Raw genomic sequence first — 15,987 nt, 5'->3', positions numbered from 1 at the left:
CACGACCGCCGGGTGGTGACCCGAGGAGCCACCCTTGGCTGCTGAGCTGCATGTCGAGCTGGTCGCCGCGGACCGCAGTGTCTGGTCCGGCGAGGCCACCCTCGTTGTCGCACGTACCACGTCCGGCGACATCGGCGTCATGCCCGGTCACCAGCCGCTCCTGGGTGTGCTGGAATCGGGCCCGGTGACGATCCGTACGAGCGACGGCGGCACTGTCGTCGCCGCGGTGCACGGCGGTTTCATCTCCTTCGCCGACGACAAGCTCTCGCTGCTGGCGGAGATTGCCGAACTGGCGGACGAGATCGATGTCGAGCGCGCGGAGCGTGCGTTCGAGCGTGCGAAGTCGGACACGGACAGCGCCGCCGAGCGCCGCGCCGATGTGCGACTGCGTGCGGTGGCGGTGCACTAGTCACCCCGCGAAACGGCTTTACCCTCAGCCGCGGCCCGAGCTGGAGACCCCTCCAGACCGTGTCGCGGCTGAGGCGATGCAGGTGCAGGTGAAGTTCGGGCGGTATCCGTTTACTCGATGACGCGAGGAGGTCGGTGGAGATGGTCCTCGCGCTGTGGGTGGGCGGACTCGTCGTCGCACTGGTCCTGATGGGTCTCTTCGTCTTCGGTCTGCGCCGGCGGCTGATTCAGCGCTCCGGCGGGACCTTCGACTGCAGCCTGCGATGGAACGTGCCCGAGGAGCCCGATCTCTCGGGCAAGGGCTGGGTGTACGGGGTCGCCCGCTACCACGGCGACAAGGTCGACTGGTTCCGGGTCTTCAGCTACTCCCCGCGCCCGCGCCGGGTGCTGGAGCGCTCCTCGATCGAGGTGGTCGCCCGCCGGCTGCCCGAGGGCGAGGAGGAGCTCGCGCTGCTCTCCGACGCCGTCGTGCTCGGCTGTCTCCACCGGGAGACCCGCCTGGAGCTGGCGATGAGCGAGGACGCCCTCACCGGATTCCTTGCCTGGCTGGAGGCGGCGCCGCCCGGCCAGAGGGTGAACGTGGCCTGAGGCCACGAGCACGGCATACGCAAACCGGGGAGACAGGGGACGGACCTGTCTCCCCGGCGTATTTCGGGGGCTACGCGACGAGCTGTGCGCTGGGGACTACTTGAGACCGCTGTTCATGGCGCTCACGAGCTCACCGTTGCTGGTGTCCCCGCTGAACTCCCAGAAGAACGCGCCTCCCAGGCCCTGGTTCTTCGCCCAGGCCATCTTGGTGCCGATGGTGGCGGGGGTGTCGTAGCTCCACCAGTTGGTGCCGCAGTGCGCGTACGCCGTTCCGGCGATGGTGCCGGTCGCGGGGCAGCTGTTCTTGAGGACCTTGTAGTCCTCGATCCCCGCCTCGTACGTACCGGGGGCCGCGCCGGTCGCGGTGCCGCCGGGTGCGTCCTGGGTGACGCCGGTCCAGCCGCGGCCGTAGAAGCCGATGCCGAGCAGCAGCTTCGAGGCGGGCACGCCCTGCGCCTTCAGCTTGGCGATGGCTTCGGCGGCGGTGAAGCCGGCCTTCGGGATGCCGCTGTACGACGTGAGCGGGGAGTGCGGGGCCGTCGGGCCCTTTGCGTCCCAGGCGCCGAAGAAGTCGTACGTCATCACGTTGTACCAGTTCAGCGACTGGGCGGCGCCCGCGTAGTCGGCCAGGTCGATCTTTCCGCCCGCGGAGCCGTCAGCCGTGATCGCGGCGGTCACCAGGTTGCTGCTGCCGAACTTGGTACGCAGCGCGGAGGTGAGGGCCTTGAGGGATGCCGGGCCGCTGGTGTCGCAGGTCAGACCGCAGGCGTTGGGGTACTCCCAGTCGATGTCGATGCCGTCGAAGACATCGGCCCAGCGGGGGTCCTCGACCAGGTCGTAGCAGGACTGGGCGAACGCGGCCGGGTTCTGCGCGGCCTGGCCGAAGCCGCCGGACCAGGTCCAGCCGCCGAACGACCACAGCACCTTGATGTGCGGGTACTTCGCCTTGAGCTTGCGCAACTGGTTGAAGCTGCCGCGCAGGGGCTGGTCCCAGGTGTCGGCGACGCCGTCGACGGACTGGTCGGCGGTGTACGCCTTGTCGTAGTCGGCGTAGGAGTCACCGATGGTGCACTTGCCGCCCTGGACGTTGCCGAAGGCGTAGTTGATGTGCGTGATCTTGGCGGCCGAGCCGGAGGTGTCCAGGTTCTTGACGTGGTAGTTCCGGCCGTAGACGCCCCACTCGGCGAAGTAGCCGAGGTTGACCTTGTCGCCGGTGCCCGTGCCGGGGTCGGTGCCCCCGCCGCCGGTGGTGTGCACCTTGACCGCGCCGCTGGCCGGGCCGGTCTGGTCGGCGGTGTCCCGGGCCTTCACGGAGTACGAGTAGTCGGTACCCGCGGTGAGGCCGCTGTTCGTGTACGTGGTGCCGGTGACCGTGGCGACGACCGCGCCGTCCCGCAGGACGTCGTAGTTCTTGATGCCGTGGTCGTCGGTGGCGGCGCTCCAGCTGATCTTCGCCGAGGTGTCGGTGATGGCACTCGCGGTGGGGGTGCCAGGTGCCGAGGGGGCGTTGTCGCCGGGGACGCTGCCGCCGTCACACGAGGCGCCGTTCAGCTTGCAGCCGGCGGGGGCGCCCGAGCCGGTGCCGTTGAAGCCGAACGAGACGCTGGCGCCCGGTGCGACCGAGCCGTTCCAGCCGAGGTTCTTGGCGGTCCAGTGGGTTCCGGAACTGGTGACGGTGGCGTCCCAGGCGGAGCCGACCGCGGTGCCGGAGGGGAAGTCCCACTCGATGGTCCAGGAGGAGAGGGCAGTGGTGCCGGTGTTCTTCACCGTCCACTGTCCCTCGAAGCCGGTGCCCCAGTCGGACTTCTTGACGTACGTGGCCGTCGCCGACGTGGCGGCCTCGGCGGGGGAGGCCATGCCGACCAGCGCGGCGAGCGGAAGCAGCAGCGCGGTGAGGCCCGCGACTGCTCTGGATCTGGTGGCTTTTCCGGCCCCGAATCTGAATCGGGTCCGGCGGGGGGTCTCAGTGCTCAACGGTGCTCCTCGGGTGGGGTCCGGCCGAACGGGGGTGGTTCGGAGACTGCAAACCCTGCGCCGCCCTGAGCCCGCCTTGTCATGGCGGGCTCACCGCAGTGTGTTCGGTGAGATTAGGAAGGTCTGGACCAATCGTCAAGAGGTCCAGACCAAAGTTCGGGGCCGGGTGCGGATAAACCTCAGAGGCCCAACTCCTGGGCCAGGACAGCCGCCTGGACCCGGCTGCGCAGCTCCAGCTTCCCCAGCAACCGGCTGACGTGCGTCTTCACCGTCGCCTCGGCCATCGTCAGCCGCACCGCGATCTCCGCGTTCGACATCCCCTCCCCGAGACAGCCGAGCACCTCCCGCTCGCGCCGGGTGAGCGCGTCCAGGACCGCCCGGTCGGGACCTTCCGGCGCCTGCGGCGGCGTCGTCCCCGCGAACTCCGCGATCAGCCGGCGCGTCACCGAGGGGGCGATCAACCCCTCGCCGCGCGCCACGGTGCGGACCGCGTCGAGCAGCCCGCGCGCCTCGGTGTCCTTCAGCAGGAAGCCCGACGCTCCGGCCCGCAGCGCGCCGAACACGTACGCGTCGAGGTCGAACGTAGTCAGCACCAGCACGTCCGCCAACTGCTCCGCGACCACCTGCTTCGTCGCGGACACTCCGTCCAGCCGGGGCATCTGGATGTCCATCAGCACCAGATCCGGGCGCAGTTCGCGGGTCAGGCGGACGGCCTCCTCGCCGTCCCCGGCCTCTGCGACGACCTCGATGTCGGGTGCGCTGCCCAGGATGAGGACCAGCCCCGCCCGTACCGCCGCCTGGTCCTCGGCGACCAGAACCCGGATGTTCATCTCTTCACGTTCCCTTCCCCCACGGGCAGTTGTGCCCGTACCTGCCAGATCGACCCGTGCCCGGTGGACACCGGCCCCGCCTCGAACTCCCCGTCGAGCAGTGCCACCCGCTCCCGCATCCCGACCAGACCGGCACCCGACCCAGGGGCGCGCGGCCCCGGCCGGTCTCCGAGGACGCTGGTCACATCCACCGTCAGGTGCTCGCCGCTCTGCCCGAGCCGTACGGTGACCGGACCCGGAGCGGCGTGCTTGAGCGCGTTCGTCAGGGACTCCTGGACGATGCGGTACGCGGCCAGTTCGACCGGGGCGGGCAGCCGGCCGACGTCTCTGCGGGCGTCGTCGAGGGTGCAGGTCAGCCCGCTGGAGGCGGCGTTCGTGCGGTGCTGCTCGATGAGGGCGTCCAACGAGCCGAGGGTCGGCGAGCTGCTCGGCTCCAGGTCCGCGCCACCGGTGCGCAACAGCCCGATCAGACGGCGCATTTCGGCCAGACCGTCGACGCTGTTCTCACGGATGACTCCGAGGGCGTCGCGGGAGGTCGCCGGATCGTCGATGGAGAGCGCGGCGGTGGAGTGGATGGCGATGGCGGAGAGGTGGTTGGCGACCATGTCGTGCAGTTCGCGCGCCATCCGGGCGCGTTCGGCGGTCACGGCCTGCGTGCGGTCCATCTCGGCCAGCAGGGCGGTCTGATCGGCGCGCAGCCGGGCGGTCTCGGCCGCGTCGCGGTGGTTGCGCACACTGACGCCGGTGAGCGCGGGCACGAACGCGACCAGACCGGTGACGATGCCGATGAGCAGTGCCTCGGCATCGCGGAACCAGGCCAGGAAGCCGATCGTGGTGGCGACCGTGATCAGGAAGGTGGTCACCGGGATCCGGCGGGCGGCGGCCGGGGTCCCGTACAGCACGGCCGCGTACATGATGTCGGTGAACATCAGCACGGTCGCCAGGTTCCCGCGGGTGAACTGGTCCGCCACCAGGGCCGACGTACCGATGACCAGAGCGGTCTGCGGTGCGCTTCTGCGCAGCAGTTCCACTCCCGACATCACGGTGAGCGGGATGAGCGCCGGCCAGGGTGCGTCGAGCAGGCGGCCGTTCTGCATGTGCAGACCGAGCAGTGACAGGACCGCACCGCCGAGCAGTCCGACGACGGCGATGAGGACGTCGCTTCGGTGGGGTGGGGCCAAGCGGCGGCGAAGGGCCGGGCGCCGGGGGAGCACCGGGCGTCGGAGGCGGGCCGGAGAGAACACCCTCCCATCCAACACGTCCGGCCCGCGGCGCACCTCAGCACCGGGAGCGAGCCGCCACTACATCGAAGGATGCAGTGCTCTTTCGTCACCGGGGGCGATGATCCGGGGCGGCGGTGCCGCGAGGCTGGGAGGGAGGGGAAGGAGACCGACGTGATCGTCACACTGATCGCGCTCTGCGAGATCGGCTTCTGGGTGCTGCTCGCAGCCGGGCTCGCGCTGCGCTACGCGGCGAAGATGCCGAGGCTGGGCGCCGCCGTGCTGCTGTGCGAGCCGCTGCTGGAGGTCGTCCTGCTGGTGGTGACGGCCGTCGACCTGAAGAACGGCGCCGATCCGGACTGGAAGCACGGTCTGGCAGCCGTCTACATCGGCTTCACGCTGGGCCTCGGTCACTCCACCATCAAGTGGATCGACGCCCGGGTCGCGCACCGCTTCGCCGGAGGCCCGCCACCGGTCAAGCCGCCCAAGTACGGCATGACACGGGCCGCGCACGAGTGGCGGGTGGCCGGCCGCTGGACAGTGGCCTCGGTGACGGCGCTGGCTCTGCTGCAGGCAGCGGTCTGGTACGTGGGGGGCGACGGGGACACGGCGTCGCTGCGGGCGTGGCAGGAGACGATGCTGTTCCTGATCGGGATCAACCTGGTGATTGCGGGAAGCTACACGCTGTTCCCGAAGCGGGAGCCCGACAAGGGCGCGAAGCATGTGCAGGGCCCGCCCGGGTGAGGTGGTGACCCCAACGGCCGGACGGGCGCGAAAGGTGCCGGCCGGGCTCGGTGCTACCGCTCGCCGCCCGGCACCCACAGCACGTCGCCGACCTCCTTGTTCGCCACCCGGGCGAGAATGAACAGGAGGTCCGAGAGCCGGTTGAGGTACGTCGCCGTCAACGCGTTCATCGCCTCTCCGTGCACCTCCAGCGCCGCCCAGGTGGACCGCTCGGCGCGCCGGACCACCGTGCACGCCTGATGCAGCAGCGCGGCACCCGGGGTGCCGCCGGGCAGGATGAAGCTGCGCAGCTTCTCCGTCTGCTCCAGGAAGTGGTCGCAGTCCGCCTCCAGCTTGTCGACGTAGGACTGCTCGACCCGCAGCGGCGGGTACTTCGGCGACTCGACGACCGGCGTCGACAGGTCCGCGCCCACATCGAACAGATCGTTCTGCACGCGGACGAGGACCGTGACGACGTCCTCGCTCAACTGCCCGAGCGCGATCGCCGTGCCGATGACCGCGTTGGCCTCGTTGGCGTCGGCGTACGCGGAGATCCGCAGATCGGTCTTGGCGGTCCGGCTCATGTCGCCGAGGGCGGTGGTGCCCGTGTCGCCGGTGCGGGTGTAGATACGCGTCAGGTTGACCATGGGGTCAGCCTAAGGGCTGCCCCGTGATCCCCGGCGGGCGCAAGACGCCGGCCACGGCACCTCGCCGCGTCGCCGCAACGCCCGATGCATCCGGCGGGCGGACGGTCCCCGCGCCCTGCGATCCACCGCGTCCGACGCCGCGCGCTGCTCCGCCAGGAATCGCGGGACAGCCCCCGGTCAGGCGCCGGCCCTGCGGACGACGCGTGTGCCCACCGTCACGGCGAGCGCCGCGAATCCGAGGGCGACCAGAACGCCGTACAGCATGTGCGCGGTGGCGTACGAGCCCACGTACGCGTCCCGGACCGCGTCGACGAGGTAGCGGAACGGCGTGAGGTGCGACAGCACGTCCAGCCACCCCGGGCCCAGGGTCATCGGCAGCATCAGACCCGAGAGCAGCATCGCCGGCATGGTGACCGAGTTGATCAGGGGGCCGAACCCCTGCGGCGTGCTGACCTTCATGGCCAGGGCGTACGACAGTGAGGCCAGCGAGACCGTCAGCAGACCCACGAAGGCGAAGCCGATCAGGACTCCGGGCAGCGGGGCGCGCAACCCCATGACCAGGGCGGCGAGGACCAGCAGCACCGCCTGGAACATGAACAGCAGCGTGTCCCGCAGCACCCGTCCCAGCAGCAGCGCGGGCCGGCTGACCGGCGTCACCCGCATCCGGTCCACGACGCCGGTCGACTTGTCGATGATGAGGGCGAACCCGGCGAACGAGGCGCCGAACAGGCCGAGCTGGAGCAGCAGTCCGGGGACCAGGATCTGCCAGGAATCACCGGACGGGCCGAGCGGCAGCCCGGTGAGCAGCGGGCCGAAGAAGAGCAGGTACAGCAGCGGCATGAGGACGCCGAAGAGGATCTGGAACTTTGAGCGCAGGGTCTGTCGGACGTACCGCCCGAAGATGAGCGCGGTGTCGTGGAGAAGCACGGGACTCGTTTCCTAGACGGCGACGGGAGTGGCATCGGCGGGGGCGGGGGCGCGGCCGGTGATCGCCAGGAAGGCGTCCTGGAGCGAGGCGGCGGGCGAGCCCGCGTAATGGGTCTTCAGTGCGGCCGGGGTGCCCTCGGCCACGACCAGGCCGCCGTCGACCACGACCAGCCGGTCGGCCAGTGCGTCGGCCTCGTCGAGGTAGTGGGTGGTGAGCACGACGGTCGTGCCGTACGTGTCGCGCAGCCCGCGCACCAGGTCCCACAGATTGTTGCGGCTGCCGGGGTCGAGCCCCGTGGTCGGCTCGTCGAGGAAGAGCAGGGGCGGGCGGTGGGTGAGCCCCATCGCGATGTCGAGCCGCCGTCGCTGTCCCCCGGAGAGCGTGCCCGTCTTCCGGTCGAGCAGGTCGGACAGACCCAGGTCCCCGGCCAGCTCTCCGGCCCGGGCGACCGCCTCGGCCCTGCCGAGCCGGTACATCCGCCCCTGGGTGACGAGCTCCTCCCGCACGGTGATGTGGGGGTCCACACCGCCGGACTGGGCGACGTACCCGCACTTCTTCCGGACGCCCGCCGGGTCCGCGATCAGGTCGCAGCCCGCGACGGTGGCCGCGCCGGCGGTGGGGGCGAGCAGGGTCGTGAGCATGCGCAGGGTGGTGGTCTTGCCCGCCCCGTTGGGGCCGAGGAGGCCGACGACCTCGCCGGCCGCCACGGTCAGATCGATCGAGCGGACGGCCTCCACCGGGCCGGCCTTGGTGTCGAAGGTCCGGGCGAGCCCGGCCGTGCTGATGATTGGCATAGTGACCACAAAAACAGAGTCACTGAAAAATTGCAATGACACCAAATATTGATGAACCCCAGAGCGCCCTACGATGGGGGCATGGCTGAGGGACTCAGGGAGCGCAAGAAGCGCCAGACCAGGCAGCACCTCTCGGACGTGGCCACCGGCCTCTTCCTGGAGCGGGGCTTCGACGCGGTCACCATCGCCGAGATCGCACGGGCGGCCGACGTCTCGGTCAATACGGTCTACAACTACTTCCCGGCCAAGGAGGACCTCTTCCTCGACCGCAGCAGCGGCATCGTCGACCGCCTCTCGCGGTACGTCCGGGGCCGCGCCGAAGGGGAGTCCGCAGCCGACGCCGTCCTGCGTGAACTGCGCATCCAGGTCGAGGGCGTGTCACCCACCGTCGGTCTGATGGAGGGCTACGAGCGGTTCATGCGGGTCATCGAGGGTGCGGACAGCCTCAAGGCCCGCCTCTGGCACGTGCAACAGGAGGCCCTCCAGCACCTGGAGACGACCCTCCGGGAGGAGTGCCGGCCCGAGCCGGGGGACCGGACCGCGGTCCTGGTGGCCGGCCAGCTCTCCTGGGTGCACGGGACGCTCATGGCGTACATCGGTGGCGAGATGATGGCGGGCCGCAAGGCCGCCGAGGTGTCCCGGGACGCCCTCGGCCTGCTCGACGACATCGAGGACCTGCTGGGTGAAAGGGTGCTCAACTACGCCCGGCGCACCGCCGAATGACGTGTCCCGGTGTGATGTCCGTCATTTGAGACGTGACGCGCATCTCTTCGCTGCCCCAGCGCCCCTCACGGGTACTAACCTCCGCCGGAGAGCAAGGAACAAGAACCGTCGAGAATGCATAGGGGTGCCAACGTGGCCAGGAAGCTCGCCGTCATCGGCGCCGGACTCATGGGGTCCGGTATCGCGCAGGTTTCCGCCCAGGCGGGCTGGGACGTCGTGCTGCGTGATGTGACCGACGCGGCCCTGACCCGTGGCCGTGACGGCATCAAGGCCTCCTACGACAGGTTCGTCTCCAAGGGCAAGCTCGCGGAGGCCGACGCCGAGGCCGCGCTCGCCCGTATCACCACGACCACCGACCTCGACGCGGTCGCCGACGCGGACATCGTGGTCGAGGCCGTCTTCGAGAAGCTGGAGGTGAAGCACGAGATCTTCCGGGCCCTCGACAAGATCGTCCGGGACGACGCCGTGCTCGCCTCCAACACCTCCGCCATCCCGATCACCAAGATCGCGGCCGTGACGGAGCGCCCGGAGCGCGTCGTCGGTGTGCACTTCTTCTCGCCCGTTCCGATGATGCAGCTCTGCGAACTCGTACGCGGCTACAAGACCAGCGACGAAGCACTCGCCGCCGCACGGGAGTTCGCGGAGTCGGTCGGCAAGACCTGCATCGTGGTCAACCGCGACGTGGCCGGCTTCGTCACCACCCGGCTGATCTCGGCGCTCGTCGTCGAGGCCGCCAAGCTGTACGAGTCGGGCGTCGCCTCGGCCGAGGACATCGACATCGCCTGCAAGCTCGGTTTCGGCCACGCGATGGGGCCCCTCGCCACCGCGGACCTCACCGGCGTCGACATCCTGCTGCACGCCACCGGCAACATCTACACCGAGTCCCAGGACGAGAAGTTCGCCGCCCCGGAGCTGATGCGCCGGATGGTCGATGCGGGTGACATCGGGCGCAAGAGCGGGCAGGGCTTTTACACCTACTGATCGTTTTCGGTCCCCGGTTGCCTGATCTGCCGTCAATCAGGCCCGGGATTCCGGGGGCCGTCTTTCGGAGCCGGTGGATCCGCAGGGGATCCACGGCGGGCCTCAGTCACTCCACGGAGTGAATTCGGTATCGGTTCGCTTACAGACGGCAACCTCCCTGTCGTTGCCGCAGTCAGTTGGGGCAGGGACAGTTTCAGACAGACCGACCATGCCACGGAGCATTGCAGGGGAGCGCATATGCACATCAGGGGCGACCACGCCGAGCTGGTCGTCGGGGGCCGCCTCGACGTCCGAAGCGCGGCGGACGCCCGTACGGTCCTGCACTCGGCCCTCGACGACGGAGTCGGCGATCTGGTGCTCGACCTGACCGAGCTGGATTCGTGGGACGCGACCGGGCTGGGCGTCATCATGGGAGCGCACCGGCGGGCCGGGCGCGCCGGGCGCCGGCTGGTGCTCCGCGGTGTACCGCCGCAGATGCAACGCCTGCTGGTGGCCACCAGGCTGCACCGCATCCTGGCCATCGAGGGTGGAATCGCCGCAGAATCGCTGCCGCGCGTCTGAGAGCGCCCGGCGGTGAAGGCCCTTCCGGGTGCACGGCCCAGGGCCGGCCGGCGCACGGAGGCGGCGTCGTGAGGTCACGGCCGAAGCCACACAATCCTCACGAGACCGTGATCTGTGGGGCGGCGCGGCACCCCGGATGTTCGTAGATACTGTGCGAAGGTTTAGGGTTCGGCCGTCTGCCGATTGACGGACCCACCTGGCGGGCACCGGGCCGGAAGCGACAGCTGGACGTGCGAGGCCGGGAGGGACAACCGTGCTCGACGCGTCTTGGGAGCTTTGGCGATGGACCCGATACACCGGGGGCCGGAAGAGTTCGGTCACGACGGCAACGGCTTCGCCGAGGAAGCCGGCAGGCGCCGTCCTTCCCGTGATCCGCTGACTCCTGATTTCGGTCAGCAAACACCGCAACAGGTGCGCATCGTCCCCCTCGTGGCCGGCGATCTCCTGCTCACCGTCAACCCCGTCGACGGCAGTGAGGTCGAGCCGTGCCCGCCCGGGGAGCAGCCCGCCGAACCCGTCCGGCGCACCCCCGCCGAGCGAGCCGACCGTGAGCGGGCCGCAGCGCCGCCCGTACCGCCCGGCCCGCCCGTCCTCCGGCTTCCCCTGCTGCAGCGCGAGGACGAACGCGAACGGCTGATGCGTCTGCTGACCCGCGGCCGCTCCGTACGGCTCACCGGACCGGCCGGTTCCGGCCGAACTGCCCTGCTGAACGCCGTAGCCGCCGACTGTGCGGAACTCGCCCCCGACGGAGTCGTCCGGCTCAACGGCCACAAGCGCACGGTCGCCGACCTCCTCCACGGACTCTTCGAGGCCGTCCACGACGCGCCGCTGCACCGCCCGGCCCCGGGGCTGCTGCGGGAGAAGCTGCGGTCGACCGGCGCAGTCGTCATCCTCGACGACCTGGAGTTCGGGGGCGCCGCGCTGGACGAACTGCTCGACGCGACGCCCGAGTGCGCCTTCCTGATGGCGGCGACCCCCGATGTGGCCGCGCCCGGCTCCGACTCCCACATCGAAGAGGTCTTCCTCGCCGGCCTCGACCGCGCCACGTCGGTGGACCTGATGGAGCGGGTGGTCGAGCGGAAGCTCACCGAGGAGGAGGCCAACTGGGCGGGCGACCTCTGGTTCGAGTCCGAGGGCCTCCCGCTGCGCTTCGTCCAGGCGGGCGCGCTGCTGCGCCAGCGCGACCTGTTGAGCACCGACCCGACCGCGTACGACGAATACGGCTACCTGGAGAACCGGCCCGTCGAGGAGCCGCCCGCGCCCGGGGCGGCCGTCGAGGCGGAGGCCGCCGAGGTGGCGCTGCCCAGCCTGGGTGAGGGCGCCGCACCCGCCGCCCTGCTCGGCTCCCGGCTGAGCGCGGCCGCGCGCGACACCCTGCGCTTCGCGGTGGCGCTCGGCGGCGAGGTGCCGCACCAGGCACACCTGCCGGCGCTCGTGGGGGACACCCACGCGGACGCGGCCCTCAGTGAGCTGGCCGGCTGCGGACTGCTGTCCCCGGCCGGTTCCCGCTACCGGCTGGCGGCCGGAGTCCTCGCCCAGTTGGAGGCCGCCGGATACGGGGACGGCGTCACCGACCGGGCCCGGACGGTGGCCCAGCACTACGCATGGTGGGCCGGTCACCCCTCCGTCACCCCCGCGCGAGTGGTGGCGGAGGCCGACGCGATCGTCGCGGCGATGGCCCAGCTGGTGCCGGGGGACGGGGCCGGGCAGACCAGCGTCGCCGTACTGCTGGCCCGCAGCGCCTCGCCCGCCTTGGCAGCCGGGCTGCACTGGAGCGCCTGGGAGAGGGCCCTGCGGATCGGCCAGGAGGCGGGCCGGATCGCCGGCGAGGTCGCCGAAGAGGCTTACTTCCACCACGAGTTGGGCGTACTCGCCCTCTGCACCGGCAACCTGGACCGGGCCAGGGCCGAGCTGGAGACGTCCATCAGCATGCGCGGTGCGCTCGCCGACAAGTCCGGTGCGGTGGCCGGGCGGCGGGCGCTCGCCCTGGTCGAGGACCGTGCCGGTGGAACGGCCGCGGGCGGTGTCCCGGCGACCGAGGAGATACCGGCCAACCGCTTCGACGCGTCGCCGCCCCGTGGGCTGCCGGCCGTGATACCCGTCTCGATGCCGCGGACGCGCCCGGACGAGACCGTCGTCGTCTCCCGGCACAGCGCGCCGCCGACCACCGACGGGCAGGGGAGCGGCGGACGCTTCGCGATTCTCGGCGGGGCCCGGCGCAATCTCGTCGCTGCCGGAGCGGGCGTCCTGCTGGCCGGAGTGCTCGGCACGGTGGTGACCCTCGGGCTCACCTCGAACAGTGACCCGGAGGGTGACCCCGGAGCCTCGACCGAGCAGTCGGTGACCGAGGGCGGCGACACGGAGGAGGAGCTGCCGGCCGAGGAGCCCACGGACGGCACGACCCCGTCCGCCAGGACATCGGGCTCCGCGTCGTCGTCCGCCACCCCGGGCCCTGCGGGGAGCGAGTCCGTGCCGGCGGGAGGGAGCGAGATGTCGTCCCCCGGCGCTACGGCCTCGGAGTCCTCCCCGTCGTCGACGGGCGACTCGACGCCGGACAAGCCCTCGCCCACGCGTACGACAGGGGGGCCGAGGCCGACGAAGACGACGACTTCGCCCACGGGTTCTACGTCCACTCCTCCGGAGGCCACTGAGTCGTCGTCCCCCACGGGGGAGCCGACGCCCACGGAGTCGGAGACGACGGAGCCGACCGTGCCCGGTTCGTCGGACTCGGCGAGCGGCCCCTCGGGGCCGAGTGAGAGTCCTTCGGTGTTCTGAGCCGGGGCGTCCCGGTGGTGCCGCGTCCTCGGCCGGACGGGCTGGAAGGGCCGGACGGGCCCGGTGCTCGTCCGGCGAGGTGTCCGGCTTCCCCCCAGAGGTTTCCGCCCTCGAACGCCGCGTGGGCCCGAAGGGCCCGGCGGGCGTGGGGGCGGTGCGAAGGCCGGGGCGGCGGGCGACGGGTCAGAAGAGCCTGAGCTTGTCGTCCTCGATGCCGCGCATCGCGTCGTAGTCGAGGACCACGCACCCGATGCCGCGGTCCGTCGCCAGGACGCGGGCCTGGGGCTTGATCTCCTGGGCGGCGAAGATGCCCTTCACCGGCGCCAGGTGGGGATCGCGGTTGAGCAGCTCCAGATAGCGGGTCAGCTGCTCCACGCCGTCGATGTCGCCGCGCCGCTTGAGCTCGACCGCCACGGTCTGCCCGTCCGCGTCACGGCACAGGATGTCGACGGGGCCGATCGCGGTGAAGTACTCGCGGCGGATGAGGGTGTAGCCCTCGCCGAGCGTCTCGATGCGGTCGGCAAGCAGTTCCTGGAGGTGAGCCTCGACGCCGTCCTTGATCAGGCCGGGGTCGACACCCAGCTCGTGGGACGAGTCGTGGAGGATTTCCTCCATCGTGATGATCAGTTTTTCGCCCGCCTTGTTCACCACGGTCCAGACGCCCGCGGTGTCGTCGGCGCCCTCCTTCAGGGTGCAGGGCGGCGACATCCAGTTGAGCGGTTTGTACGCCCTGTCGTCGGCATGGATCGACACGCTCCCGTCCGCCTTCACCAGGATCAGACGGGGAGCGGAGGGCAGGTGGGCCGTGAGCCGGCCCGCGTAGTCCACGGAGCAGCGGGCGATGACGAGACGCATGGTCGGCAACGCTACTCGACGACAGGTGCTCGACGCGATTCACCCACCCGTCACTCCACTCCCGCCGCAGAGTGACGCTTTCTGGCTTGCCCCTCTTTGAACCCCTTCGTTATTGGCCGGTTGTGTTCCCAATCTCCTGGTGCGGCCCGGACTGCGCCCTTACCGTGGATGCAGGAGGTCGCCGTACGTGCACGCTGCGTCGCCGGCCCCCTTCCCTGCCCGTAAGGCCCCGGCCCTCTGCCGGGGTCGCGAGAGGAGAACCCATGTCGCTCGACGTCTCACCGGCGCTGTTGGAACAGGCCGAGCGAGGCGAGGTCGACGAAGCCGACTTCGTCGACTGCGTCCGGACCTCCCTGCCCTACGCATGGGAGATGATCAGCTCGTTGGTGGCTCAGCTGAAGGTCGACGGCGGGCAGTTCGCCGACAACCAGACGCCGCCGCCCAATGAGCAGGCACGTGGTCAGCTGCTGCGTGCGCTCGCGAGTGATGCGATACGCGGCGCGCTGCAGCGGCACTTCGGGGTGCGCCTGGCATTCCAGAACTGCCACCGCGTCGCGGTGTTCCCGCTGGACGCCTCGGTCGACGACCGACTGGCCCGATTCACCTCGGTGAGGGGCCAGTTGCTCAACCAGTCGCCCGAACTTCGGGACTGCTGAACGCTTCTGCTGCCGCCCTGGGCCGCGGGAGGTGCAACTGGTCCGGGGCGGCAGCTCCCGTACGTACACCGTGCAACCCATGCGTGTGGGTCATTCGAGGAGTGGCAGTACCTCGGTGCCCAGCCGCGCTACGTTCTCCTCCGTGGCCACCAGATCTCCGGAACCCTCCACCAGGAGTGCGAAGCGGGTGATGCCGGTGCGCTCCGCCGTGGCCGCGAGGCGGTCGGCCGCGAGCCGGGGCGGGCCCACCGGATGAAGCCCGCAGAGCAGCTCCGTGTAGCCGACCGGGTCGCGCATCACCCGGTGCCGGCCGTCGACCGTGACATGGGCGTCGAGACCCTGCCGCAGCCATCCGGGCATCGCCTTCACGAGCGTCTCCCGGGCGTCGTCGGCACGGTCCGCGATCTGGGCCACGCCCGCGGATACGTGCCCCGCCTCCCGTACGCTCTCCGGCGAACGGCCGGCAGCGAGTGCGCAGGAGCGCCAGAGGGCGACCATCTCGGCCTTCTCCTCGTCCCCGCAGTGCATCCCGAGCAGCATCGGCAAGCCGTTCTCAGCGGCGAGTTTCACGCTCTTCGGCGAGGTGCACGCGACGATCACCTCCAGACCCCCGGGGCTCTCGCCGCTCTCCTCGTCGAGCAGCTCGTCGGCCCGGGGGACCACCGCCACCTCGCGGAAGCCGTAGCGCTCCCCGCGGCCCGCGACCCGCGCCTCGCGCAGCCAGTCGAGCAGCAGCCCCAGGGACTCGGGGAAGCCGTGCTCGTACGCCTCCAGGCCGCCGCCGAACACCTCCAGATCGATCCAGGGACCGCCCCGGCCCACCCCGAGGGTGAACCTGCCTCCGCTGGTGAGGTGCAACAGCGCGGCCTGCTCGCCGAGTGCGACCGGGTGCTGGGTCGGCAGCACGCTCACCGCCGTGCCGACGCGGATCCTGCGCGTGCGGCCGAGCAGCAGCGCGGCCAGCGTCACGGCGGACGGGCAGACTCCGTACGGTACGAAATGATGTTCGGCCAGCCAGACCGAGTCGAGGCCGGACTCCTCCGCGACCTCGGCGGACCGGATCGCGCGATGCAGCGCTTCACCCGGTCCCTGCCCCGGAAACTGGGCTGCCAGTACGAACGTTCCCACACGCATCGCTTCATACCTCCTTGCGGCCGCCGCGGCTCTCCCCTACTGGCAACAACGTCTGACACGTGCCAAAGGCACGGTCCGACGGGAAGTTGTTGCGATTTTCCGGTAACCCGTCCCGTCGAGGGCGGTGCGGTACGCCTGCCCCCGCCGAATGGCCCTACGCTGGACGGGAACTGCCAGCCTGCCCCGTGAG

The 15,987-nt window shown here is 70.6% G+C and carries 16 protein-coding genes; 8 read left to right on the top strand and 8 right to left on the bottom strand.

Translation table 11 applies throughout. The annotated features are described in order from the left end of the window. Positions 1 to 34 precede the first annotated feature (34 nt). Complete coding sequence (locus OG538_RS10925; RefSeq protein ID WP_359133483.1) at positions 35 to 409, top strand: F0F1 ATP synthase subunit epsilon; 375 nt, start codon at positions 35 to 37, stop codon at positions 407 to 409. A 140-nt stretch (positions 410 to 549) separates the two neighbouring features. Further along, positions 550 to 996 (top strand): DUF2550 domain-containing protein, encoded by a 447-nt coding sequence (locus OG538_RS10920; protein WP_406100061.1) that lies wholly within the window; start codon positions 550 to 552, stop codon positions 994 to 996. A 96-nt stretch (positions 997 to 1,092) separates the two neighbouring features. On the opposite strand, the gene OG538_RS10915 is transcribed toward OG538_RS10920, so the two are convergent. From OG538_RS10915 to OG538_RS10905, 3 genes are all read right to left on the bottom strand, one after another. Further along, positions 1,093 to 2,970 (bottom strand): glycosyl hydrolase family 18 protein, encoded by a 1,878-nt coding sequence (locus OG538_RS10915; protein WP_406092501.1) that lies wholly within the window; start codon positions 2,968 to 2,970, stop codon positions 1,093 to 1,095. A gap of 179 nt (positions 2,971 to 3,149) precedes the next feature. Then, positions 3,150 to 3,800, bottom strand: coding sequence for a response regulator (locus tag OG538_RS10910; protein ID WP_406092499.1), 651 nt, complete (start codon positions 3,798 to 3,800; stop codon positions 3,150 to 3,152). Further along, positions 3,797 to 4,981, bottom strand: a complete 1,185-nt coding sequence (locus tag OG538_RS10905) for a sensor histidine kinase (RefSeq protein ID WP_406092497.1) — start codon at positions 4,979 to 4,981, stop codon at positions 3,797 to 3,799. The genes OG538_RS10910 and OG538_RS10905 overlap by 4 nt, the downstream gene beginning before the upstream one ends. 213 nt (positions 4,982 to 5,194) lie before the next feature. Between OG538_RS10905 and OG538_RS10900 the strand changes: the two genes are divergently transcribed. Beyond that, complete coding sequence (locus OG538_RS10900) at positions 5,195 to 5,764, top strand: hypothetical protein (protein WP_406092495.1); 570 nt, start codon at positions 5,195 to 5,197, stop codon at positions 5,762 to 5,764. A gap of 53 nt (positions 5,765 to 5,817) precedes the next feature. Here OG538_RS10900 and OG538_RS10895 read toward each other — a convergent pair whose 3' ends face one another. The 3 genes from OG538_RS10895 to OG538_RS10885 all read right to left on the bottom strand — a co-directional run bounded on the left by OG538_RS10895 (position 5,818) and on the right by OG538_RS10885 (position 8,112). After that, positions 5,818 to 6,390: a cob(I)yrinic acid a,c-diamide adenosyltransferase gene (locus tag OG538_RS10895; protein ID WP_406092493.1), complete on the bottom strand. Its 573-nt coding sequence runs from the start codon at positions 6,388 to 6,390 to the stop codon at positions 5,818 to 5,820. A 177-nt stretch (positions 6,391 to 6,567) separates the two neighbouring features. Beyond that, positions 6,568 to 7,317: an ABC transporter permease gene (locus tag OG538_RS10890; RefSeq protein WP_406092491.1), complete on the bottom strand. Its 750-nt coding sequence runs from the start codon at positions 7,315 to 7,317 to the stop codon at positions 6,568 to 6,570. Between the two features lie 12 nt (positions 7,318 to 7,329). Beyond that, entirely contained in the window at positions 7,330 to 8,112 is a 783-nt protein-coding gene (locus OG538_RS10885) for an ABC transporter ATP-binding protein (protein WP_406092489.1), read from the bottom strand. 81 nt (positions 8,113 to 8,193) lie between these two features. Here OG538_RS10885 and OG538_RS10880 point away from each other — a divergent pair, with 81 nt between their 5' ends. From OG538_RS10880 to OG538_RS10865, 4 genes are all read left to right on the top strand, one after another. After that, positions 8,194 to 8,835: a TetR/AcrR family transcriptional regulator gene (locus tag OG538_RS10880; protein ID WP_406092487.1), complete on the top strand. Its 642-nt coding sequence runs from the start codon at positions 8,194 to 8,196 to the stop codon at positions 8,833 to 8,835. Between the two features lie 132 nt (positions 8,836 to 8,967). After that, entirely contained in the window at positions 8,968 to 9,816 is an 849-nt protein-coding gene (locus tag OG538_RS10875) for a 3-hydroxyacyl-CoA dehydrogenase family protein (RefSeq protein ID WP_406092485.1), read from the top strand. Positions 9,817 to 10,053: 237 nt separating this feature from the next. After that, positions 10,054 to 10,377: an STAS domain-containing protein gene (locus OG538_RS10870; RefSeq protein WP_018102617.1), complete on the top strand. Its 324-nt coding sequence runs from the start codon at positions 10,054 to 10,056 to the stop codon at positions 10,375 to 10,377. A gap of 282 nt (positions 10,378 to 10,659) precedes the next feature. Continuing rightward, positions 10,660 to 13,152, top strand: coding sequence for an ATP-binding protein (locus tag OG538_RS10865; protein ID WP_406092483.1), 2,493 nt, complete (start codon positions 10,660 to 10,662; stop codon positions 13,150 to 13,152). 183 nt (positions 13,153 to 13,335) lie between these two features. Here the strand turns inward: OG538_RS10865 and nucS are convergent, their stop codons facing one another. After that, on the bottom strand, positions 13,336 to 14,007 hold the full coding sequence (gene nucS / locus OG538_RS10860) for an endonuclease NucS (RefSeq protein ID WP_326657926.1): 672 nt from the start codon (positions 14,005 to 14,007) through the stop codon (positions 13,336 to 13,338). Between the two features lie 263 nt (positions 14,008 to 14,270). On the opposite strand from nucS, the gene OG538_RS10855 reads away from it, so the two are divergent. Continuing rightward, positions 14,271 to 14,663 (top strand): SCO5389 family protein, encoded by a 393-nt coding sequence (locus OG538_RS10855; protein WP_406092481.1) that lies wholly within the window; start codon positions 14,271 to 14,273, stop codon positions 14,661 to 14,663. A gap of 90 nt (positions 14,664 to 14,753) precedes the next feature. Here the strand turns inward: OG538_RS10855 and OG538_RS10850 are convergent, their stop codons facing one another. After that, positions 14,754 to 15,797 carry an LLM class flavin-dependent oxidoreductase gene (locus OG538_RS10850; protein ID WP_406092479.1) on the bottom strand — a complete coding sequence of 348 codons (1,044 nt, stop codon included), beginning with the start codon at positions 15,795 to 15,797 and terminating at the stop codon, positions 14,754 to 14,756. Positions 15,798 to 15,987 lie beyond the last annotated feature (190 nt).

This window comes from Streptomyces sp. NBC_01013 (assembly GCF_045162765.1).
Taxonomy (GTDB): Bacteria; Actinomycetota; Actinomycetes; order Streptomycetales; family Streptomycetaceae; genus Streptomyces.
This window is presented reverse-complemented; position numbering and strand designations above follow the sequence as displayed.